Origin of the sequence: Streptomyces sp. NPDC007863 (assembly GCF_040633895.1) — a bacterium.
Classification (GTDB): domain Bacteria; phylum Actinomycetota; class Actinomycetes; order Streptomycetales; family Streptomycetaceae; genus Streptomyces.
Genome location: NZ_JBEYEI010000017.1, coordinates 189105 through 212977 on the forward strand (window position 1 = coordinate 189105; position 23873 = coordinate 212977).

A 23873-nucleotide genomic window follows, 5' to 3' on the forward strand; every position below is an offset into this window, starting at 1 on the left:
CCCCTCTTTCGGCGGGCCCAGCCGCGCTGCGGCGACGGCTCAGCCGGCCTCGGGCCGGGCCTCGTGCCGGGGGCCCTGGCCCGGGGGCGGGGTGAGCGTTGACGTGTAGTTCTTGCCGTCGATCAGGGGCGTCTCCATGGTGAGACCGGCCTCGGCCATGCGGTCGTACTCGGCGAGGACGAGACGCTTGGTTCGGTACTCGCCGTATTTGCCGATCTCGTTGTTCTTCAAGCCGCCGTTCTCGGTTTGGAAGGACTCCAGAATGTAGTCGGCGTCCTCGCGTGACACGCCGTAGAGGTGGAAGAAGTACGCGTCGAGTTCGGCGCGGATCTGGGTGCGGCGGTCTTCGTTCCAGATGAAGGGAACGTCGGTGTCGCCGAGGTCGACGGCCAGGGGCTCCATCTCCCAGGACGAGTAGACGAGTTCCAGCACGCGCGGGGTGACGAAGGCGGTGTGGGGGGCCAAATCGTCGGGGTGCGGGACGGGGAGCTGCTTCCAGATGAAGAGGGCCATGCTGATGGCCCCCACCTTCTGCCGCGACACGTAATCAAACACCAGAGAACTCTGGGCAGCGATCAGAGCGGCCACGAGGTCCGCTGCGACAGCCGGGAACATCAGCGGGAACTTGTGGCCCACAGCCGCCTTCGGCAGAAACGCCGGAATGGCGGTCCGCTCATCCGTAGCCCGGGCGACGTCACGCCAACCCAGCAGCCAGCCCCGGTCCCATTCGAGTGCCTCTAGTCGAAGGTCCACGCCGGGGATGTCGACCTCCTTTCGGTTGCGGACCGTGCGGATGCGCCCGCTTTCCTGGACCCAGTGGCGCGGGAGCGTCACGCCAAACGCATCCCTCTTCTCCTCCAGCATGACGGGCTCGTAGTCGTCGTTGCCCGGACCGTGGTAGCGATTCCAGCGGTGGTCGAAGAGATGAGCCATCTTGCCCTCGTAGAGCGGGAGCATGCGCTTGTCGTCACGGACGAAGACGTTCCCCTCCAGGTCCCAGCCCTCTGCAGCGAGGGTGGCTCGGCTTCGGAACAGGTCGGAGTCGTCGGTCATGTTGAAGAAGTTCTTGAAGGTGATGCCCCAAGGGTTTCCCTCCTTGTCCCCCTCCCTCACCAGCACCGGAACACGCCGCTGAATGGAGGCGGTCAGGTCCGCGTCCTTCCGCGTCCGGAACACCGGCAGCGTCCCCGTGTTCGGGTTGATGAGCGCGATCTCCTCGGGCGACAGGGCGAAGACAGCCCCACCGTCGGCAAGCTCGTCCGGATGTCCCAGGAAGAACGCGAACCGCGCCGCCTCTTCCCTCGTGCCCCGCCCCGTCAGCGAGATCAGCGCGAACTGGTAGCTGGCGTGAACCGCCGGGAACAGCTTCTCCCGCTTGCCGTTCTCGAAGTCGTACAGGTGCTTCACCGCACCCCGCCGCGTCAGGTCCTGGAACAAGAACTGCGCGCCCGCGCCCGTGGCGATCTGCGTCGGTACGACCGTCCCGCACCGCCCCTCGGGCGCCGTCACGGACACGAACCGCTCCGTGAACAACTGGTCCGTCTGCAGGGAGTTGACGCCCTTGACCGACAACCCCTTCCGCAGCTGCGGATACGCCCCCGACGACCCCAGGAACAGGAACGACGACTTCACCCGCCGCCTGGCCGCCGTGTACCGCTCCCCCTCCTCCGGGTTCTCCGCCGCCCACTCGGCGATCGCCGTGCGCCGTGCCGTCCCGGAGATCTCGGCCAACGCCGGCTCGACCACGCTGAAGTACTTCTTGTCCTCGAAGTCGACCTTGTCCCACGGCGGGTTCCCCAGCACACAGCTGAAGCCCCCCGCCCACCCCGTCACCGGGTCGACCCCCTCCGCTGTCGGGTCCTCCGGGACGTTGAAGATCTCTGGGAACTCCAGGTGCCAGTGGAAGAACCGATACTCCTGGCTGAGTCGGCCGATCTCGTGATGGGTCTCCTCCAGCGCGCCCGCCCCCGGGCCCTCCTCCTTCTGGAGCGCCTTGAAGACGCCCTGGGTGACCGGTGCCGGCGCAGCGTCCGTCTTCTCCCACATGAACGCGGCACACCACGCGTTCGCGATGTGCAGAGCATCGCGGTACGCCGGGGACTGCTCCCACGCGTGGTAGCGCTCAGCAAGGGCACGGACCTGGCCCAGCTTGTCCGTGGGCGCGTTGTCCACAAGGGTGCGCAGCTCAGAGGCGAACGTCGCGTTCGTGACGCTCACCATGGCGTCGGCCTCGGCATCCAGCGTGAAGACGCCCTTGTGTTGCTCCTTGTTTTCCCGCTGCCATCTGCTGGCGACCTTCGTGTCGTCGCCCTCGACCGCTTTGAAGGCTTCGTCCGGGATTCCGCCGCGCAGCAGCGCAGGCGTCGCTCCGATGAGCCCGTTCCCCAGTTTGACGTGCGCGTCGAGGAATCCCAGCGCCTTGCCCGGCTCCAGTGCCTCCATCCACAGCGAGACCTTGGCCAGTTCCACGGCCATGGGGTTGAGGTCGACGCCGTACACGCACCTGGCCACGACTTCGTGCAGGGCGTGCCGCACGCTGTCCGGCGTCGGCTCCGGCGTGTTGTCCCGTACCGCCGCGACCCGCTTGGCGATACGGCGCGCCGCCGCCACCAGGAAGTGGCCGGAGCCGCAGGCCGGGTCGCAGACGGTCAGGGACAGCAGTTCGTCGATGATCGTCTCGGCCGCATCCGAGCCCGTCTGGTGGGCCTCGGCGGCCCGCTGTTCCCCCCGCTCCTGCGCCTTGTCGATCACCGGGTCGAGCGTCGAGTCGAGGAGGACGTCGACGAGGGAACTGGGGGTGTAGTACGAGCCGGTCTTCTTGCGCTCGTTGCCGGCTCGTACGACCAGCTCGAAGGAGCGGTTCTCGGCGCTGTACTTGGGGACGAGGGCGAGCAGCGACTCGTAGATCGCGCCCAACTCCTCGGCGTCCAGCGTGCGGTAGTCGACCTTCCGCCAGCGGGCGGCCTCAGTGTCCCGTACGACCGAGAGATGCCGTATGGCGGCGAGCAGGTGCTCGTTGGAGAGGCTCATGCCTCGCAGCGGGGCGTCGGCCTTCGTCACGTCGAACAGGCCGCCCAGGCCCGGCAGGCCGAGTTCGGGACGCCCCCTCTCGTCTCCCAGCGCGTCCAGGACCAGGGACAGAGCCTGGTACCGGTCCGTGTGGGAGGTGCCGCGGCGGCGGCGGGAGTGGTCACGGAGCCGCGAGGTGGAGAAGTAGGCCGCGTAGCGCTGCCGCGCCTCCGCGCTTGTCCCCTTCGGATGCAGCGCCTCGCGGTCCTCGGCGACGAAGATGAAGAGGAGTCGGTAGACGAGCCGCAGCAGAGCGGCGTGGTAGGCGTCGGCCTTGAGGTTGTCCCGCAGGGTGCTGTTCGCCGGGTGCTTCAGGAAGCCCGTGCCGAGCTCCTTGAGCGCCAGGCGCACGCCTTCGCTTATGTCGTCGAGGAAGCGTGCGCCGAGACGGATCGCTGCGTCCCGCCACACCTCCAGCCAGCAGTTCCACTGCGTCGCGGCACCGTCCGGGGAGCGGAACCGGGAGGCGTGCAGGAGCCGGTACAGGAGGACGAACTCGCTGAACAGCTCGCCGTCGAAGATCGCCTCCAGGTCGAACTCGACGTACGACGTGGTGGCGAGGGCGTTGGAGTCGCGCAGCAGCCGCAGCCGGCGGCCGTTCGTCAGGAGGGCCCACAGGTGCGGGTCCGTGCGGTTCAGCGCCTCTTGGAGGAGCGACTGAGGGGCCGGGAGGCCAGCCCCCGGACGCGTGTCCAGCTTCGCGTTCCAGGTGGTGATGTGTACGAGTGTGTTGTCACGGCGGTGGCTGACCGGAAACGTCTTGCTGCCATCGGAGGCGACGATGCCGCCTTCCCCGACCTGGTCGAGGTGGCCGAAGCCCAGCGCCTCGAACAGCGGCTCCACCCAGTTGGCGCGGGCATACCCAGTGCTGTCCGGGCGTACCGACGCCTCGGGCTCGACGGGCAGCTTCTCACGCAGCTCGCGCCAGAGCGACTTGAGGTTGTCCCAGTGGCGCTCGGCCTCGTCGCGCACGGACCGGGAGCCGGCGATGCGGTAGTCGGCGGGGGCTAGACCCCGCAGGTCCTTGGTGGACTTGGCCTCGGAGATCCGGACCAGCATGTCGGCCGGCAGCAGTGCGCCGACCGTGTGGACGGCGGTGAACACCTGGTTGCGGTTCGTGGCGGACATCAGGCGGACACTCCAGTGGAAGCGGCGGCGGGAGCGGCGGGCAGGTAGACGTAGGTGCCGAGGATGTCGGCGGGCTTCTGCGCCGTGACTGTCAGACCGCGGACGATCTCACCCGATGCGGCGCGCACCCGGCGGTGCGAGGCGTCGAGCTCGGCCGCCAGCTCGTCGCCGTACGCGGCCACGTGCTCCGCCACGTCCGGGAGCTGACCGAGGATGCGGGTCATGGTGCGCTCGCCGAAGTGCGGGTCGGTGTTCTCCGTCGCCGAGGCGTCGAGGAGCTCCACGGCCTCCTGCTGCCCGAGCCACACCGCGTTCTTCGGTGAACCCTGGAAGGCGAGCAGCCGGGTGTCCTCGGCGACAAGCTGCTTCTCGCCGCTGCGGGACGGCAGCGTGAGGTGGAAGCGGTACCGGACGAGGAGGAGCGTCGTCCGGGTGGCCACCGCGTCCGTGGTGATGACGCCGCAGCGGCGGGCCGGGCGGGCGCCGGCGGCCTCGGGGTCCAGGGCGGTGTTGAGGACGTGTGCGGCCAGGGCACCGACGACCGGGTCCGTGCGGACCAGGGCGGCCTCGCCGCGTGCCACGGCCGGGTCGACGCGGAAGGGGATGGGACGGTCGTGCTCGATGGCGGCCGCGCCGACGAGCGGCGCGAGCGCGTCCCGCAGTCCGGCGGGGGTGCCTCCGACCTGGGCGGTGAAGTCCTCACCGTTGTCGCGCAGGACCGCGCTCAGGGCCTGGAGGGAGTGGCGTACGAAGGTACGGATCTCGCCCGCACCGCCCAGGGCCTCGCGGATGGCGACGACCTCGCGGGCCACCTCCTCGGGGTGGATGGAGCGCTGGGCGAACCGCGAGCGGGAGGCCTTCTCCCGCTCGGCGGCCGAGTTCCAGTCACTCTCCAGCTTCTCCGTGCTGACCTTGAACGCGTCCGCGCTGAACAGCGCGTCCTGGTTCTCACGGCCCCGCATGAGCAGCCACTCGACGATCGCGTCCGTCACGCCCGTCGACATCTCGTCCGGGACGGACACGGAGATGCCCAGGTCCTTCTTGATCTGCCGGTGCTTCCTGATCAGCACCTCCAGGACCTTGCCGTCGATGCCGTTGTCCGCGCCGTACAGGGTGATGACGCGGACCTCGTCGCGCCGCTGGCCGTAGCGGTCGACGCGGCCTTCGCGCTGGTCGTGGCGGGTCGGGTTCCAGGCGAGGTCGTAATGGACGACGGCGTCGAAGTGGTGCTGGAGGTTGACGCCCTCGGAGAGGCAGTCGGTGGCGACCAGGACGCGGCGGGCGGCGGGGTCGTCGCCCGCCTGCTCGGCGAGCTTCTCGATCCGCTCGATGCGTTGTTGGGGAGAGAGCGTGCCGGTGACGGCCTCGACGGTGGCCTTGACCCCGCCCTTGTCCCTGAGCTTCTCCGCCACGTACTCGGCGGTCGGGATGTAGCGGCAGAAGACGATGGGGTGGTAGCCGTCGGCGAGCAGCGCCTTGAGGTGCTTGATCAGCGCCTTGAGCTTGAGGTCGTGCTCCGCTCCCTCCAGCTCTGCCGCGCGGTCGGCGAGTTCCTTCAGGCGGGCGCCGGCCTCGTCGGTCTCCGCGCCGGGGGCCACGTCCATGCCCTCCAGGTTGTTGCTGTCGACGGCGTCACTGTTCACGGACGCGCCCAGACGGTCGGCCTCCTCGGCGGAGGCGGCCACGGCGGCGGCCGAGCGCGTGAGTAGCGTCTGGGAGGCCGCGCGGGGTGACGACACCAGTGATCGCAGCAGGGCGATTGCCGACCACCAGGCGATCCGGGCCTCCCGCCTGCCCTGGCTGTTCGCGGCCTCGACGCGGTCGCTCGCGTAGGCGATGGCGTCGTCCAGCAGGGCCCGGTAGGCCGGGGAGAGCTTGTAGGTCTCGTCCTTGAAGTAGCGGTCCGAGGGGAACGCGGTCCGCTCGGCGAGGCTGTCGTCGCCGAGTCCGTCCTCCTTGGTGAGGTACTGGCGTACGTCCGCCCGCTTGCGCGCCACGAAGTGCGGGGCCAGGCGCTTACGGCCCGCCTCCGACTCCAGGTCAACCTGGGCGAGTTCCGGCTTGACCAGGCCGAGGAGGTTCCGGAAGGCGGATTCCTTGCCGCTGTGCGGGGTGGCCGTCACCAGGATCAGGTGGCGGTTCTCGTCCTCGGCGACACGGCGCAGCAGCTCGTAGCGGAGCTGGTTCTGCGTGCCCGCCGAGGTGTCGTCGGAGGCCACGCAGGTGTGGGCCTCGTCGACGATGACCAGGTCGGGGCAGTGGCGGACGAAGTCGTCACGGTGCCGTGGGGACTTGATGAAGTCGGTCGACACGATCACGTGGGGATACCGGTCGAAGAGCGACTGGCCGAGGTCGAGATCGCGTTCGAGGCGGGAGACCGTGGAAGCCAGGACGAGTTCGGCGTCGATGCCGAACTTGGACCGCAGCTCCTGCTGCCACTGCTCGGCGAGCGCGGGGGAGCAGAGCACGGCCAGGCCCGTGGCCTCGCCCTGGGCGAGGAGTTCGCTCGCGATCAGGCCCGCCTCGACCGTCTTGCCGATGCCGACGTCGTCCGAGATCAGCATCCGGACCGTCTTGTGCCGCAGCGCCATCAGGAGCGGCACGAGCTGGTAGGCACGGGGTTCCACCGCGATCCCGGCCAGCGAGCGGAACGGGCCCGCTCCGGACCGGAAGCCGATCCGCAGGGCTGTACGCAGCAGTCCGGCCGCCCGCTGGTCGCCGAGGTCGCTCGGCTCGGGCGCCGCGAACTCGGCCCCCTTGACCTCCTCGAAGGCCGGGAACACCGCGGCGATGTCGTCGTCCGAGCCGCCCAGGGGGCGCAGCACCAGCAGATCGGGAGCGCTCTCGGGAAGCACGACCCATTCGCGGCCGCGGGCCGTCACCAGGGATCCGGCCGTGTACGTGAGTGTCATGTGGATCGTCGAGTCCTCGTGGTGAACGGTCAGTTGGCGGACGGGGTGCCGAAGTAGCGGGTGTGCGGGGCCACGATCTCGTCCCAGTCGGCGTCGTGCGGGAAGCGGACGTAGTCCCAGCGGGCGTCCAGGAGGCGTTCCTCGGCGTCCTCGTCGCGCAGGGCGGTCATCTCCGTGTCCGGGCCGTCGACGAATACGGCGAGGTTGACGCCCGGGAGCCGGTAGACGTAGTCCGCGAGCACGTTGGCATCCGTGATGAAGGTTTCCTTCTCGTCCGGGAGACGCAGGCCGCGCGCGCTCAGCCAGGTCACCAGGTTGTCCTGGCCGACGGCCTCGGCCACCGCGGTCTCGACCGCGGTCGGCTCCGCCGGTGTCGCGTCGAGGAGCCGCCGGAACTGCTCGGAGCGCGACTCGCCCCGCGCGTCCCTCGTGGCCGTCGCCGTCGCAAGCCGGACCAGGGCCTCCCGTGCCGTGTGCCGGTTGATCAGGGCGTGGTTGAGCTGGTTGCCGTACGTCAGCAGGCACTCGTAGCAGCCGAGCGCGCACGGCCGGTCCGGGTGCGGGCCGCCCAGGTCCGTGCCGTCCTCGTCGAAGTGGCAGATGGCCAACGCGTACCGGGCCGCCTTCGCCAGAGCACCCTTCTCGGCCTGGAGGCGGCGCAGCACGCCCGCTCCGCCCTCGGCGGCCTCCGTGAACAGGATGCGGCGCCGCGGGCCGTCGTCCGGAGGCAGCAGCTCGCTGTTGAGCTCCGCGTCCTCCAGCTCGAACGCCGCCTCTATGCCTCGCTCAAGCGCGTACATGAGGGTGAGCGCGATGGGCTCGTGCAGGGCCTCGTCGAGCGTCACGACCAGGATGTTGCGGCGGTCCTCGACGTACGGGATGACCCGCTTCTTGCGGCGCCGCTCGTTGCCGTCGGCGTCGATCACAGGCAGTTCGCTGGAGTCGCCGGACGCCTCGGCGGCGTCACGGTCGTTCATCCATCGGCCGTCGGCCAGATCCAGCCAGTAGCCCGGCGGCTCGTCGTTCCTGGCGCGTACCCGGCCGGTGTTGGTGATCCGTACCGTCGCCGAATCCCCGTACGCGAGATCGGCGATCGACGCGCCGGAGGCGTCGGCGACGGACGCGTTGAGGCGGCCCTTGCGGGCGCCGCGGTCGTGGAAGCGGAACGAGGTCTCCAGCCGGAAGCCGGCGCGGCGCCGCTCCTCCTCGTCGGAGGAGATCCGTTCCCGGCGGGTGGTGTAGACGGTGTGCAGCTGGAGGAGGCCGTACGTCGCCGAGCCGAGCGGCTCGTCGCACATCTCGCACCGGTCGGCCCGCAGTTCCGGGTCGTGGTGGTAGCCGCACTGCGCGCACCGGCGGGCCTCGCTGGTGGCCAGATCGCCGGTGGAGTCCGGCGGGAGCTGGATCCGGGTCACCTGGTAGCGGGCGCCCTCGTGGTAGATCAGGGCCCCGGGCCCGAACTCGCGGATGGCGAGGAAGCGGGGCCGCTGGAGGTAGTCACCGTCCCCGCGTCGGCGGCCGACGGTCGGAATGTATGCGGCGAGGGGCAGTCGCGGGAAGCTGTAGCCCGGCAGGAAGCCCTCGGACGCCAGGTAGCGGTACGGGTTGAAGTCCGAGAGGACCGACTTGCTGTCCGCGCTCTCGTTCATCAGCAGATTGAGTTGGGTCCACGCCTCGCGCTGACGGGTGTTGGCGCGCTTGCGGTCGCCCTCGGTGAGGCTGTAGTCGATACGCCGCTCGCTCTGGATGTAGTAGTCCTTGAGAGCGGCGCGGAACAGCTTGCGCCAGCGGTCGAACGCCTCGTCGAAGCGCTCGGGGGCGGTGCGGACCTGGTCCTGGATCCACTCGTCGTACCACCACGTGGTGTCCGCGAATTCGGGCAGCAGCGGTCCCAGCACACGGAGCGCGGCATCGACCGTACGGCTCCTCGCCGCTTCGTCGAGGGAGCCGTCGCGGATGTCGGGGTGCAGTTCCAGGGCGGGAGTCAGACGGTCACCGCTGTCCGGAGCCGGCACGTCGAGGACGTCGGACATGGCCCGTCCCAGCTTCAGGCCCGTCTCCGCGATCCAGATGCCCTGGAGGTGGGAGCGGACCAGGTCCTCGTTGGCGAGGTCCAGGCGCGGCGGTGCGACCGTGCCCGCCACCATCCGCTCCGAGCGGCGGAAGTAGTACTGGTCGTGGCTGTTGCCGGTCGCGCAGTACGTGGTGACGAGAGCGGGCTGGCCGCTGCGGCCCGCGCGACCAGAGCGCTGCGCGTAGTTCGCGGGGGTCGGGGGCACGTTGCGCATCATCACCGCGTTCAGTGACGAGATGTCGACACCCAGCTCCATCGTCGGCGAGCAGTACAGCAGCTTCAGTTCGGCCTTGCGGAAGGCCTCCTCGCGTTCCTCCCGCTCCTGCGGCGCCACCTGCGCGGTGTGCTCGCGCGCGAACAGTCCGGACAGCGCACCGGCCGCGTCCTTGTACAGGTCACGGAAGAAGGTGTTGACGCGCGGACCGTCACCGCTCTGGTACGTCCGCGTCAGCGGGTCGTGCGTACCCGTCTCGCCCCTGCCGGCACGCCAGACCAGGGACTGCGCCGCCACCCGGTAGCCGGTCGGGACGGCCGAGGTCGCCCGGCGGTAGCGGCCCGCCCGCTCGGGGGCGTCCGCGACCTCCTTGACTAGGCCTGCCTTGGTCAGCACCTTGAGCAGCTGCTCGATGACCAGCTGGAGATCACCGGTGTCGAGTCTCCTGAACGAGGCGTCCGCCCGCCCGAGGTACTTGCCGAACTTGCCGCGAGCGGACAGGAAGAGCGCCGAGCGGTCCAGGCCGGGGCGGGAGGGGTACGGATAGGCGGTCCCGACCCTGGGCCGGTCCGAGGCGGACAGCACCCACGGGTCCACCAGACGTTCCTCGCTGGCCCGCTGCAACGCGTCGAAGTCCTCGCGGAAGTACGACACGTCGATGGCGAGAGAGCGGCGCATCTCGTTGAGGAGCGCCTTCATGATCTCGGCGCGCAGCGCGGGGTCGGCCTCGCGCAGCGCCTCATGGGTGCCGGCCCACCGGTCGTCCTTGGAGGCCACCCAGTCCAGGTCCTCGTAGCCGATCTCCAGGAGGCCGGTCTGCTCCAGATTGGGCATGGTGATGCGCCAGCCCCGCTCCAGGTCCAGATACAGCCGGAAGGCGATCACATCGCGCAGGGTCTTGGCGGCGTTGCGGGCGAGCGAGGGGGCCAGATCGTCCCTGCCGGTGTAGTCGACCGGGTCGAGGCCGAGCGCGCTGCCGACGAGTGCCGCCAGATCCTCGTGGTGGATGCCGTCCTCGCCCGCGTCGAGCGCAGCCTGGTACAGCGCACCCCGCAATTGCGTGATCTGGACGAAGTCGTTGAAGTGGCCGGCCTGGAGCGAGGCGTCCTGCCGGTTGTCGACGAAGGTGAGGAGCTTGCGCGCTTCCTTTTCGAGGGCTTCCTCCGGAACCGACTTCAGCGACCGGACCACCGAGGCCGAGATCAGCGACGTCGCCGAGGAACGGCCCTCCTGGTCCAGCGTCGCCAGCTTCGCGAAGTCCTTGCCGCGGGTCTGCTCGTACGCCACCCCGCAGTGCAGGCAGAACAGGAACGGCGACGGGATGAACGCGGCCCGCAGCTCGCCCTGCCCCTCGTGGCCCCGCGGGTCGACAGTGACGGCGCGCGGCCAGCGGTCGCGGTACGACCTCTTGACGACCTCCTGGCCCCTGTCGTCGAGCTCCAGCCAGGACTCGGGCAGGCGGCGGTCGTCCACCGCGTACTGCACGCCGGAGGGCCAGGGGCGGTCGTGGTCGACGTACAGGTAGCCGTCGCCCTGTCGGCCACCGGTCGCGGAGGTGTCCCGCCGCGCCTCGTAGCGGACTTCCCCGTCCTTCTCGGTGCGCCACACCGTCAGGTACTCCTGGCCGCACTCGCGGCAGAACGCCAGCGGCATCAGCAGCTTGCCACCGCTGTTGGGCTGTTCGAGCTGGTAGGAGCGGGTGAGGTGACGGGTGAGCTTGTCCTCCAGGGTGACGTACACGGTGTCGCCCTTGGACAGGAACTGGTGCAGCCGGAACGCGAACAGCGGCCGCTCCGTCACCGGGTGCCGGGCCTCGGAGCCGGCCTCCAGAGTGGCGCGGATCGCCGCCACGCACTGCTCGGCATCGACACCTGAGGCCTCCGCAAGCTCCTGCCCGGCCTCCTCGATCTTCGCGGGCTGCCGGCGGACCAGACGCCCCGCGTCCACGGCCAGGCCGAAGCGGGTCTCGATCCAGCGGGCCAGGGGGTCGCGTACCAGATCCGTGTAGGCGCGGGGCGCCGCCGGTGCGCGCAGCCGCTCCGGCGGGACGGTCTCCGGAGCTTCGTCAGTGGCCCGGATCAGCGTCTCGACGATCACGTTGCCGGGGTGGACGGGCGTCCCGAAGAGTGTGGTGGCGGTGTCGGCGACGACCTTGCGCTGGTCGTCGACGGTGCCCTCGGTGGACATGGTGGCGGACGTGCCGACGCACTGGAGGCGCTCGGCCTGGCAGGCCTCGCGGACCCGGCGGATCAGCAGGGCGACGTCGGCGCCCTGCCGGCCGCGGTAGGTGTGCAGTTCGTCGAAGACGAGGAAGTCCAGACCGCGGGCCATGCTGATGAGGCTGGCGCGGTCGGCCGGCCGGGTCAGCATCAGCTCCAGCATCACGTAATTGGTGAGCAGGATGTCTGGCGGATTGTCGCGGATCTCCTTGCGGCGGGCGTCGTCCTCCTGCCCGGTGTAACGGGCGAAGGTGACCGGTTCGTGGCCGCTGCCGTAGCCGTCGCTGAGGTACTTCTCCAGCTCCTTCAGCTGGCTGTTGGCGAGCGCGTTCATCGGGTACACGACGATCGCCCGTACGCGCTTGGCCGCCCGGGGTCCCGCGGCCTCCCGCTCGCGCAGGACCCGGTCGACGATCGGGACGATGTACGAGAGGGACTTGCCGGACCCCGTGCCGGTGGTCAGGACGTACGAGTCGCCGGAGGCGGCGGCGTCGATCGCCTCCCGCTGATGCTGGTGCAGGGTGAGCGGACGTCCGTCGCACACGGTGCCGCCCGGGGTCTTCCGTGCCTGGAAGATCTGGGCGCACTCGCGGTGCAGCACGCCCTGCGCGGCCAGCTCGACGACCGTGCCGCCGTTCGCGAAGAACGGGTTGAGGGACAGCCAGGGGTCAGGCCACTGCGACTTGGCGTTGAGGTCGTCCTCGACGAAGGCGGCGAGGCGGTCGTCCCGGATGACGGTGCCGCCCTCGGTGAAGGAGCGGTAGTCCTTGATGAGTGTGCGGTGGACGCCGAAGACGTCCATGCCGGCGCCCGTGCCCGTGGTCGTACGGGGCTCCTCCACGGGCGTGATGGTCGGGGCGACCGTGGCCGTGGTGGCCGGGCGAAGCGCCCGGACCGGATCGAGCGCACTCCAGTGAGGGAGCACGGAGGTTTCGCCGGCGAGATCCGTGCCGTCCGCCGCGCAGGCTTCGGCGAGCAGGGGCAGCAGGGCGTCGCGTACGGCGACCGCGTCGGCGGGTCGCTCGGCGGGGTCCTTCGCCAGCAGGCGGTCGACCAGGCGGACCAGTCCGGCGGGCGTGGTGGGCCGCACGATCCGTACGGACGGAGGCACCTCTTCCACGTGCTTGCGCCCCAGCTCGTACGCGGAGCCGCTGGTGAACGGCGGTACCCCGGCCAGCATCTCGTACAGCACGCAGCCGAGGGCGTACAGGTCGGCGGCCTGCGTCACCTGCCGGGCTTCGAACTGCTCGGGAGCCATGTAGCGGGCGGTGCCGACGCTGACGCCGGTGCTGGTGAGGCGGGTCTCCTCCGGGTCGTCGGCGATCCGGCCCATGCCGAAGTCGAGGACCTTCACGATGCCGCCGGTGACCAGCATGGTGTTCGCGGGCTTCAGATCGCGGTGGACGACGCCTGCCGTGTGGGCGGCGGCGAGCCCGGACGCGATCTGCGCGCCGATGGCGACGGCCCAGGAGACCGGGAGCTGCCGCTCCTCCTCGATGAGGTCACGGAGGGTTTCGCCGTCCAGGTACTCCATGACGAGGTAGGGGCGGCCGCCGTCGGTCTCGTCGACACCACCGTCGATGAGACGTGTGAGGTGGGGGTGGTCCAGGCGGCGCATGATCCGGACCTCGCGGGCGAACCGCTGGACGGCCTTGTTCTCGGGGCCTGTGTCGATCACGGCGCCGGAGCGGCGGCGGAGCACGGTCTTCACGGCGACGGTGCGAGCAGGGTCGCCTTCCGCCCGGTGCAGGTCCTCGGCGCGGTGGACCTCGCCCATGTTCCCCGCCCCGATGACTCCTGTCACCCGGAACCGGCCCCCGATCAGCCGCTCGGTCACAGCCGCCCCTCTCTCTTGCGCATGGCCCCACTGCTCATGGTCGCAGAGACGAGGGATGCCTTCGCACGTATCGCTTTCCTCCGAGAAGGTACACAGCGGACAGGTCGACTTTCAATGCTTTGCGCGTTGACATTGTCAACGCGTTTCTCGTAGGGTCGTTTCGGTAACGAGCGAGGAGGGCGACCGTGGGGGAAGCAGCTCGGCGTGAGCAGGATGCGGCCGGACTCAGGAACGCGCTTCGCTCGCTCTATGCGGACCTCGGTGCCGCGGCTGTGGACGGGGTGGTCTCCGAGAGCGTGTTCCACGGCCGCATCGGGAGTCTCGGCCTTGCGCAGGCCGAGCAGGAGCGCCTGCGGGGCGAGTTGGCGCGCCTGGGGCTGCACGTCCGGCGGGAAGCGGAACATGCGGATCACGACCCGCATGACGCGGAAAAGGTTGTACGCCTCGAGTCGACGGGGCGGGTCTCCGCTGCGTACGCCTTGCTCCACCGATACATGGACCAGCAGGGTCGGGTGCACGAAGAGACCGTCGACGGCGTGGCTCGCCTCGCCGGTCTGACGCCCGCGGAGACGCTGGAGCTCCTGAAGACGGCGGGATCGGCAGCGGTCTCGTCCCTGGAACCCGAGGACGGGTACGAACCCGAGCCCCCTGAATGGGAGGACTTCGACTCGGCCGCCGGCGAAACTACTTCAACTCCCGTGGATGTCGCCTGCGCCGTTCTGGCCGCCCACACGGTGCTGAACGAGGACCGCTTCAGCCGGTGCCCCGAGAAGCGCAGGCTCACGGCCGAGGAGGAAGTCGGGCTCGGTGTTCTGGTGCGCGGTGGCGCGGACAGGATCGAGTTACGGCCCACCGATGAGGAGCTCGCAGCCCTGCCGGCCACCGACATCCGGGTCAAGGCGCGCAACTGCCTGGTCGTCCACAACCAGGGCCTCGCGCACAGCGTCACTCAGCGCCACGGGGGGCAGGGTCTGGACTACGAGGACCTCTTCCAGCACGGGGCCATTGGGCTCATGAAAGCGGCGGTGAGGTTCGACCCCGCCAGCGGCTACAAGTTCTCCACGTATGCCACCTGGTGGATTCGGCAGTCGATCAGCCGGGCCATCGCGGACACGGGGGCGGTCATCCGCCTCCCCGTGCACTTCCACGAGCAGGTCAGGAAGGTCGCCGCGGCCGAGCGGAAGCTGCAGTCGGAGGGGCGTCCGTGGCGCGCTGCGGACGTCGCTGTGGTCTGCGATCTGACGGTGAGCCGCGTGGAGGAGATCCGCAGGGTCAGCCGACGGACCACCTCGCTGGACCGGGTGATCGGAGACGGCGTACACCTGGGCGACCTCGTCGCGCTGGACCGTCCGCTGCCCTCGGCGGAACACCTGGCCATGGAGGCCGTGAACCACGCGTACCTGTCGTCGTTGCTGGCCCGCTTCGAGGGGCGGGAGGCACGCATCCTGCTGCGCCGCACCGGATTCGACGGCGGTGAGACGTCGACGCTCGAAGAGCTCGGCAAGGAGTTCGGCGTCACCCGCGAACGTATCCGCCAGCTGGAGAAGAAGGCGTTCGATTTGCTGCGCCCGATGCTGCGGGAGAGCGGGTTCGGCCCGGGGCACGCCGAGCCGCCCGATCCCAAGCCCGTCAGGCGCCGGCGCCCGGCCCGGCGGATCGTCCGGCGCCGGAAGGCCACCGTCGTCCCCGCTCCGCGGACCCCTCAGCTGCCGGAGGGGGTGGTACCGGCACAGACGGCGTTGTTCGAGCAGGCCGCGATCGGAGCGGCGGCTGAAGAGCCCCCGCGTGAAGACGTGACCGTCGCGCCACCGGAAGCCTCCGAGGCATCGGGCGAACCGGGCGGACAGGAGCGGATCTCAGCAGTGAACGAGGAACACGCGCGGCAGCTCGACGAGCTGGAATCCGTCATGCTCCACCGCGTCGACCGGGCCCTGCGGCGTCAGGAACGCTCACTGCGGCGAGAGGCCGATGACCGCCTTGCCGCACACCAGGCACGGATCAGCGCCTTGGAAGGGCGGTTGCGAGATGCAGAGCACGTGGTTGCTCAGCGGGAGGCCGCCCTCCAAGAGGCGGAAGTGAGCGCGGCAGAGCAGATCGAGGCCGTGGAGCGTTACGCAGCCCAGCGGATCGCCGAGATCGAAGCCATCGAGCGTGACGCCCGCCACCGCATCGCGGAACTGGAGAGCCGGCTCGAAGCCCTCGCGGGAGACCCCGGCCGCCGGCCGCCGGACGACCGGCGGTCCCACGGCTGATCCCACCCCTCTCGCCAGGCCCCGCATCCCGTACCCCTTCCCGAGGAACCACCATGGACCCGAGGCAAGAACTCGTCGACTACCTGAGCAGCCAGCTCGTCGGCCCCGTGCACGGCGACGACGAGATCCTCGACGCGCCGCCCGATCGCCAGTACCTCATGGGCACGCTCTATCCCCAGGACGCCGACCTGCAACGCCAGCTGACGCTGGCAGCCGAGGACACGGACGGTCTCGGAACCGAAGGAGCGGCCGCCGACACCGCCCCCGCCGACGACCCGGTGCCGGAGTCCAACGCCTGGCTGCCCTCCTCCCTCGGCCTCAGCTTCTACACCGACGCGGACACCGTGGAAATCGAATGCGGCGGTGCCCGCTACCGCACCCTGCGAGCCCAGGGAGATCAGGGGCGCCGCTGGCAGCGCGTCCCGTTGCCCCCGGAGACGCATCGGGTCGGACCTGACCGGGACGTGGTGTCCGTTCTCGACGGGCGGGCCGAGCTGCGGCTGCGCCGTCGGCCACTCGGCGCGGGACAGCTGGTCACCATCGCCCTGGTCAACAGCGCCCGGACCGAACCGGCCCTGGGGCGCGCCGCCCAGTGGGACCGCATGCTCTTCCAGGTCGAGCTCGCCGTACGGCCCCGTGAAGGACGGGTGCTCCAGTACCCCAGTGTTCGGCTCGCCAGCCGGGACCTCGAGGAACAGGAGCTGAGGCTCCAGTACCGGCATGTCCGCACGTACGCGGTGGGGCACGGCTGCGCCGTCGAGGAGCAACGTGACGGCGAAGCCGTGACCGGACTGCGCGCCAACGTGCTGCCGACGGCCGAGGTGCCCGCCACCCGGCCCGCAGGGCTCACCGACGCCCCCGTCCTCGATGTCCTGCACCTCTCCGATCCCGGCGTGCCCGTCGAGCAGGTGCGGCAGGAACTCTCGGACTTCACGGCCGACTACCGCCGCTGGTACGAGGACCAGCGGGACACCGGCGTCCCCGCCTGGGGCCGCGAGGCCGCCGACCGGGTAGGGGAACGCATCGGCACCGCCGTCACCCGCATGGAATCCGGAGTACGCACGCTCTGCGACCCCGCACGCCCCGAACTCCTTGAGGCCTTCCGCACCGCCAACCTCGCCATGGCCCTGCAGATGAGACACTCGGCGCCCGACCAGGCAGGCGAGCGGCGCTCCCGGCACGATCCCGTACACCTGGAGCCCGCGCCTGATCCGTCAGCCGCCTGGCGCCCGTTCCAGCTCGCGTTCTTCCTCCTGACCCTGGACGGCGTCGCCGACCCGCGCCACCCCGACCGGAGCATGACCGACCTCATCTGGTTCCCCACCGGTGGAGGCAAGACGGAGGCGTACCTGCTGCTCGCGGCGTTCGTCATGGTGCTGCGCCGTCGCGACCCGAACGGCGGCGGCACCGCCGTACTCAGCCGCTACACCCTCAGCCTGCTGACCACACAGCAGTTCCAGCGCGCCGCCACCACCGTCTGCGCTCTGGAAGCGCTGCGCCGTGCCGACCCCGACCGTTACGGCGACGAGCCGTTCTCCATCGGCCTGTGGGTCGGCGAGGCGACCTCGCCCAACTCGTACGAGGCCGCGATGACGGCCGCACGGGACGTCCGTTCCGCGGCCCGCCCCGAGGACGTCTTCATCCTCGACCGCTGTCCGTGGTGCGGAACCCGCATCCTCCCGGCCCACCGGTCGGCCGACCACGCCGACTACGGCATCCGGGCCGCCACCGACTCCTTCGCGTTCTTCTGCCCCCGCGACGCATGCACTTTCCACGACGAGCTGCCCGTCGCCGTCGTCGACCAGCAGCTCTACGACCGGCCCCCGACCTTCGTGCTCGGCACCGTCGACAAGTTCGCCCGGCTCGCCTGGGAACCCCGCGCCGGACGCCTGTTCGGGACGGGTGTCGGCTGTCTGCCGCCCACCCTGATCATCCAGGACGAGCTGCACCTGCTGACCGGGCCACTCGGCACCACCGTGGGCTTGTACGAATCGGCCATTCTCGGGCTGTGCGCCGCGACCGACGGCACGGGACCGAAGGTGGTCGCGTCCACCGCCACGATCCGCCGGTCCGGCGAACAGGTACGCGCCCTGTACGGCTCCGAGGTGCAGCTGTTCCCGCCGGCCGGCATCGATGCCCGCCACTCGTACTTCGCCGAACCCGACACCTCACGCCCCGGGCGTCTCTACCTCGGCGTCATGGCGCAGGGCCACACCGCCGGCCGGGCCGCGGTCGCCACCGCAGCCGCGATGCTCCAGGGCGCCTGGGAACTGCCCGAAGAACACCGGGACGCATACTGGACCCTCGTCGCCTACCACCACAGCCTGCGGGAACTCGGCCGCACCGTCACGGCGGCCGCGGACGACATCCCGGCCCAACTGGCAGGCCTGGAAGCCCGATCGGGGCGCCGGGAACTCGCCGACCACCAGGTGCAGGAACTGACCAGCAACCTGGCCAGGGCCGAACAACCGGTGCTGCTCGACCGGCTGGAGAAGCCCTGGACGCACCCGGAAGCCGTCTCCTTCCTGCCCTGCACCAACATGCTGTCGGTCGGCGTGGACGTCAAACGGCTCGCGCTGATGCTGATGCAGGGCCAGCCCAAGACCACCGCCGAGTACATTCAGGCCACCAGCCGCGTCGGCCGGCACAGCGTGCCCGGGCTCGTCGTCACGTTCTTCAACGCGACCCGCCCCAGGGACCGCTCGCACTACGAGGCCTTCGACCCCTACCACCGAGCCCTCTACCGGCACGTCGAACCCACCAGCGTCACCCCCTGGTCCATCCCCTCGCGCCGCCGCGCGCTGCACGCAGCGCTCGTCATCCTCGTACGACACGGCCTCGGCCTGAGCGCGGAGAACCAGGCCGGGGAGCTGCCCGACCGGATCGGCGAGGCACGGGAGCTCGCCGAGCAGCTGGCGCGTAAGGCCGGCGCGAGCGACCGCCGCGCCGCCCACGCCGTCCGGACCGAACTGTCCGAACTGCTCGCAGCGTGGGAGGAGGCCGCCCGGAACGCCAGGCAGGAAGGCAAGGAGCTGTACTACCGCAGTCAGGGCAAGGGGCAGCACAACCTCCTGAAGAACTTCGAGCAGCACGGAGGCCTCTGGGAGACCCTCCATTCCATGCGCAGCGTCGACCGCGAGTGCCAGGTGACGGTCAAGGGAGCCGACCAGTGAACCGCAAGCTTCGAGTCCGCCAAGCTCAGACGGTGCTGCCGTTCGGAGTCGGCGCGGTCTTCGACATCCAGGGCGAGTCCTTCGTCGCGACCGGAATCGGCGACTGGCCGCGGCTGCGCCAGCCCGTGGCGTCTCCACGCCTCGCCGCTCGACTCGGCGTGACCGGGTTCTTTGCGGCACCGGCCACACTCAACGACCGGTTCGACCGCGCAGACGCACCCGGCGCACCCTACATCCGGTTCCCGGCCTGGCTGTTCTGTGGATCGTGCCGGCGCATGGTGCGCTGGCGCATCGCCGACGAGAAGCCCGGAGAGCCGCCGAGCTGCTCGTTCTGCACACCGAAGCGCCGGCTCGCCCCCATGCGTTTCGTCCAGATCTGCGCGGCGGGACACCTCGGTGACGTCGACTGGTGGTTCTGGGCACACGCCCGGCTCGACGCCGCCCAGCGGCAGTCCTGCGGCTCGCGCGAGCAACTGCGGTTCCGGGTGTCGGACCGGGCGACGGGCCTTGAGGCGCTGACCGTCTCGTGCGTGGCGCCCGGCTGCGGCGCGAGCCGGGACCTCCTGGACATCCTCGGCACGCACGGCATGCGGTGTTCCGGCAGGAACCCGTGGCAGAGGGTGTCCGAAGCCGTGGACTGCGCCAAGCCGGTTCAGGTCGTGCAGCGCACCGCGGGCAACCTGTACTACCCGGTGGTCCACTCGGCGCTCTCCCTCCCCGAGACCGAGCTTCCGGCCGCGGGCGGAGAGGAGCTCGCGGGAAGGGTGCGCGAGAGCGACTACTGGGTGCCCTTGTGCAAGGCCACCGGCGACCGCGCCGAGATCCTCCGGGACATGATCAAAGAGGACACGGGGGCCGATGACGCCCTCCTGGACGCCCTTCTCTCCGAGGAGACGGGGACCGGCACGGTGGCCCACCCGGACAGCCCCCACCTCGCCACCGGCGTCTCCGCGGCATCTGCCGCCGGAACCGATCTGCGCCGCGAGGAGTGGGCGGCGCTGACGGCCGCCGAACCACCGGTCACCCGCGAATTCTCGGTACGCGGCTCCGGCCTCGGCCTCGCCTCCGAAACCACGGAGCCCTGGGCCGGCCTGCACCGGAGGGTGGGCCGCATCGTTCTCGCCGACCGGCTCCGCGAGGTGCGTGCGCTGTCCGGCTTCAGCCGGGTGTCACCGGACGCCGCCGTCGTTCCCGCTGACACCTCCCGCAGGCTGCGCTGGCTGCCCGCCGTCGAGGTCTTCGGCGAAGGCATTCTGCTCACCCTGGACCCGGCCGAACTGGCGACCTGGGAGCAGCAGCCCGCCGTCAGGTCCCGGGTGGCGGCGCTCCGAGCGGATCTGGACCGGTCCTTCCAGAGCGACCGCCTTCAGGTACTGACCGGCCCCGATCTCGCACCACGCTTCGTGCTGCTGCACACCCTCGCCCACCTCCTGGTGCGCCAGCTGTCGTTCGAATCCGGATACACCACCGCCAGCCTGCGGGAGCGCGTCTACGCCCGGCCCGAGCACGACCAGTACGGCATCCTCGTCTACACCGCGGCGGGCGACGCCGAAGGCACACTGGGAGGCCTCGTCCAGCAGGGCGAACCGCCCCGGCTCGCCGAGACACTGCTGCGGATGGCCGAGGCCGCCGCATGGTGCTCGGCAGACCCCCTGTGCTCGGAACACACCGGCCAGGGCTTCGGCAACCTGAACCGCGCCGCCTGCCACGCCTGCGCACTCCTCCCGGAGACCAGCTGCGAGACGGGCAACACTCTGCTCGACCGAGCCCTCGTCGTCGGCGGAGGCGGCGTTCCGGGCTTTTTCGAGCCGATCGTTGCCGCAGCCCGCGCTGCCGCCGTCCAGGAATGAGCACGACGATGACACCGACCTACCTCGACCTCACGCCTCCCCAGCGCGCACTGCTCGACGGGCTGCCGTTCGAGGGCAACCACGTGATCGACGGGCCCCCGGGGAGCGGAAAGAGTGTGCTGGCCGCCCAGCGTGCCGTGATGCTCGCCCTCACCGGCACACCGGTCCTCCTGCTGACCCGTTCCAACCTCCTGCGGCAGTCCTTGGCGCCACTGGTATCCGCCCTGTGCTCCGACCGTGCGGACGTCACCGTGGCCACCGCCCACTCCTGGCTTGCCGGGTGGTACGGCACGGACATCCCGCGCGCCGACGACGGCTGGTTCGATTGGCCGGCGTTCTACGAGCGGGCCGCGCTCACCGAGCCGAACCAGCCGCTGACACTGGTAGTGGACGAGGGGCAGGATCTGCCGCCCGCGTTCTACCGGCTGTGTCGGATTCTCGGGGCCCGCACGACGGTCTTCGCGGACGAATGCCAGCGGCTGACGACAACCCACTCCACTCTCGCGGAGGTCGCCGGAGGCCTGGGGCGATGCTTCGTCCACGAGCTCCACGGCAATCATCGCAACACGCGGCAGACCGCTGAACTCGCCGCGCGGTTCCATACCGGTTCCTGCCCGCCCGAACTGCCCGGTCGAGAGGGCCTCCTGCCCCGATTGCACGCACTCCCGAACCGGGCAGCGGTCACCGATCTGCTGCTTGCGCTGCTTGCGAGCCGGCCCGACCGGAGCATCGGAGTGGTGGTGCACTCCACCGAGACACAGCTCGAACTCCTCACCTGCCTGGAGAAGAAGGCCCCGAGAGTTCGGGCGCAGATGTACACATCGCAAGCAAGCGGAGGCCGATATCGGACGCTCGACCTGTCCCGACCGGGCATTGTCATTGTTCACCGGTCCAGTGCGAAGGGGCTTCAGTTCGACACGGTCGTGGTGCCGGACTCGGAGGCGGACGCAGGGGTGGACCCCACCTCCGGGGCACTCCGCATGGCGTACTACGTGATGGCCACTCGAGCTCGCCATGAACTTCACTTCGCTTATGCGGGCGACAGCGAACCGGGGCTGCTGAAGGACATCCCGCCCCGCGTTCTGGCTCGAGGATGATGCTGGGTTACAGAGTTCGGGGACCCGACACCGGTTGTGACGCTTGTTTGACGCTCTGGGCGGCCGAGAGGGCACTCAGAGCGGCTACAGCCCTGCGCCGACCTGCGGCTATGTCAGCTCCCGCGTCACGTGACCTCTTTCCGATACCCACCACGTGGAGTGCGTGGCGATTCTGGAGCCCGTGAAGTAGGGCACACCTGATCCGTGGTTTCCGCGCCCTCCGGCGTCGTCCGGGGGGCGCGGACGTGTTTTCCGGCACGGTCGAGGGTGTTCTCCCGTCCGGAGGCCTGTCTCGGCAGGCGTACTTGCCGCCTTCGAGCCCCTCGTGATCGCGCTGTCGTCGTGGCGTGGTGGAGCCCCGCTTGAGCGTTGCTTGAGGGCTGCTGGAGGGGGGTGGGGGGTCGGGATGGGTTGTCGGGTGGGGGGAGTTCAGTCGGTTGGGGTCGGGGAGGGGGGCTGGGGCGTGGCGGGGGAGAGGTGTAAACCGACTTCCCTGTTTTGTTTTTTTGGTGAAGAGGGGGGATCGGGGGGTAGGCGGGTGACAAGTGGCCGTGATTCCGGCGAAAGAATCCGGTTGCTGTGCCTGGTGGTTGGGGGGAGCGGGGGAGGGCTGGCGTAGAAGAGACAGTGTTGTATGATTCCGCGTGGCTGTCACGCCCGGGGGGTTGAACATTCGACGGATGCCATGAAAAGAGGGCCCATGCAGACCCGGTCGCACCGGACCCGGCAAGCACTTGTGCGGGCCATGGCCGAGCTGGTCGCGGACGGTCCGCCCTCGGACGCGGGGCTGGTCAACGTCTGCCAGAAGGCGGGGGTGAGCAGGGGTGCGCTCTATCACCACTTCGCCTCTACCGCGATGCTGGCCGCCGCGGTCTACGAGGAAGCGCACGACCGGATCGTCGCGCTCATCGACGAGGCGTTCAGCCGGGAGCCGGCGGAGGCCTTGCGGACTTTTCTCGTCACCTTGGGCGAGTCGCTGCGTACGGATCCGATCGTGCGGGCAGGAATGAAGCTGGCGGGCGACGGTACGTTCCAGTCGCCCCGGCTGCGGGACCAGATGCTGGCCATGCTCCACGAGCGGCTCGTGCTCGCCGGGCGGCGGGCGGCGTTTCCCGTGGAGGACCTCGCCGACCTCGTGGTGCTCCTCGCCGCGGGCGTGGAGAGCCTGGGGCGCAGTGACCCCAAGTGGTGGGAGGGGCGGAGCGTCGATCGGCTGTGGCCGATGCTCCAGGCCCTGTTCGACTCCGCCGGCGGTTCCGGTGACGGTCGTGGGGCGGCGCGGGTGGGGTCGTCGGTGCCGTCGCCCGCCGGGCCTGAGCGGCCCTCAGTCCGCTGAGGGCCGCGGGGCGCCGGGCGGGGCCGTGGTCCGCATCCGGCTGATGAGGCCGGGTGTGGCCAGGCCGGGCAGGACGAACCGCCACATGGAGCTGATCCGGTCGATGAGGTCGGCGCGGTCGCTGTAGGCCTGGTCCATGGTCTGGACGCCGGTGTAGGCGCCGACGATGAAGAGCGTCGCCTCGTCGATGTCCAGGCCGGGCAGCATCTCGCCCTGGTCCATGGCCTGCCGCAGGAGGCTCCGTATGACCTCGATGGACTGCTCGTAGCCGGTCTGGAACGCGGTGAACGAGGACTGTTCCACGGACAGGCGGACGCTGGCGCGGAGCGCCGGATCGCGCTGCAGCTGCTGGGCGAACCTGAAGGTCAGGTCGATCAGGCTCTGGAGCTTCACCGGCTGCTCCTCCACCTGGAGGGCGTCGACGTGCGTGTCGAGCAGGGCGAGGGCGATCGCTTCCTTCGACGGGAAGTGGTGGTAGAGCGCCCCGCGGGTGAGGCCGGCCCGCGCCAGGATGTCGGTGGTGCTCGCCGAGTCGTAACCGCGCTCGTCGAACAGCTCCGCCGCGGCGGTGAGGATGGCTTGACGCGTCCGCTGTGCCCGTTCTTGTTTGGCCATCTTCACTCTCTCGCCGCGAAAAATTTTGACATACTTGTCTGTATCTTAACGCAACGTGGTGTGGGGCTGAGGCGGGACCGGGGCGGGACGGGGGCGG

Annotated in this window: 9 protein-coding genes; 5 read left to right on the forward strand and 4 right to left on the reverse strand. The window is 70.1% G+C overall.

Going from position 1 to position 23873, the window contains the following annotated elements; translation table 11 throughout:
• Nucleotides 1-39 precede the first annotated feature (39 nt).
• The 3 genes from ABZ621_RS26090 to ABZ621_RS26100 are packed head-to-tail and all read right to left on the reverse strand — an operon-like array spanning nucleotide 40 to nucleotide 13453.
• On the reverse strand, nucleotides 40-4197 hold the full coding sequence (locus ABZ621_RS26090) for a DNA methyltransferase (protein WP_360608532.1): 4158 nt from the start codon (nucleotides 4195-4197) through the stop codon (nucleotides 40-42).
• Nucleotides 4197-7109 carry a DEAD/DEAH box helicase gene (locus ABZ621_RS26095; RefSeq protein WP_360608534.1) on the reverse strand — a complete coding sequence of 971 codons (2913 nt, stop codon included), beginning with the start codon at nucleotides 7107-7109 and terminating at the stop codon, nucleotides 4197-4199. The genes ABZ621_RS26090 and ABZ621_RS26095 overlap by 1 nt, the downstream gene beginning before the upstream one ends.
• Before the next feature lie 29 nt (nucleotides 7110-7138).
• Nucleotides 7139-13453: a protein kinase gene (locus ABZ621_RS26100; RefSeq protein ID WP_360608536.1), complete on the reverse strand. Its 6315-nt coding sequence runs from the start codon at nucleotides 13451-13453 to the stop codon at nucleotides 7139-7141.
• A gap of 185 nt (nucleotides 13454-13638) precedes the next feature.
• Between ABZ621_RS26100 and ABZ621_RS26105 the strand changes: the two genes are divergently transcribed.
• The 5 genes from ABZ621_RS26105 (at nucleotide 13639) to ABZ621_RS26125 (ending at nucleotide 23161) form a co-directional block, all read left to right on the forward strand.
• The gene (locus ABZ621_RS26105) at nucleotides 13639-15705 is read left to right on the forward strand and encodes a sigma-70 family RNA polymerase sigma factor (protein WP_360608538.1); all 2067 of its coding nucleotides are present in this window, start codon (nucleotides 13639-13641) and stop codon (nucleotides 15703-15705) included.
• Nucleotides 15706-15758: 53 nt separating this feature from the next.
• Nucleotides 15759-18878 carry a helicase-related protein gene (locus ABZ621_RS26110; protein ID WP_360608540.1) on the forward strand — a complete coding sequence of 1040 codons (3120 nt, stop codon included), beginning with the start codon at nucleotides 15759-15761 and terminating at the stop codon, nucleotides 18876-18878.
• Between the two features lie 32 nt (nucleotides 18879-18910).
• Nucleotides 18911-20728, forward strand: coding sequence for a DrmB family protein (drmB, locus tag ABZ621_RS26115; RefSeq protein WP_360608542.1), 1818 nt, complete (start codon nucleotides 18911-18913; stop codon nucleotides 20726-20728).
• Nucleotides 20729-20736: 8 nt separating this feature from the next.
• Entirely contained in the window at nucleotides 20737-21825 is a 1089-nt protein-coding gene (locus ABZ621_RS26120) for a DNA helicase (RefSeq protein WP_360608544.1), read from the forward strand.
• 745 nt (nucleotides 21826-22570) lie between these two features.
• Nucleotides 22571-23161, forward strand: a complete 591-nt coding sequence (locus ABZ621_RS26125; protein WP_360608546.1) for a TetR/AcrR family transcriptional regulator — start codon at nucleotides 22571-22573, stop codon at nucleotides 23159-23161.
• On the opposite strand, the gene ABZ621_RS26130 is transcribed toward ABZ621_RS26125, so the two are convergent.
• On the reverse strand, nucleotides 23150-23776 hold the full coding sequence (locus ABZ621_RS26130) for a ScbR family autoregulator-binding transcription factor (protein WP_360608548.1): 627 nt from the start codon (nucleotides 23774-23776) through the stop codon (nucleotides 23150-23152). The two genes, ABZ621_RS26125 and ABZ621_RS26130, sit on opposite strands and share 12 nt — an antisense overlap.
• Nucleotides 23777-23873 lie beyond the last annotated feature (97 nt).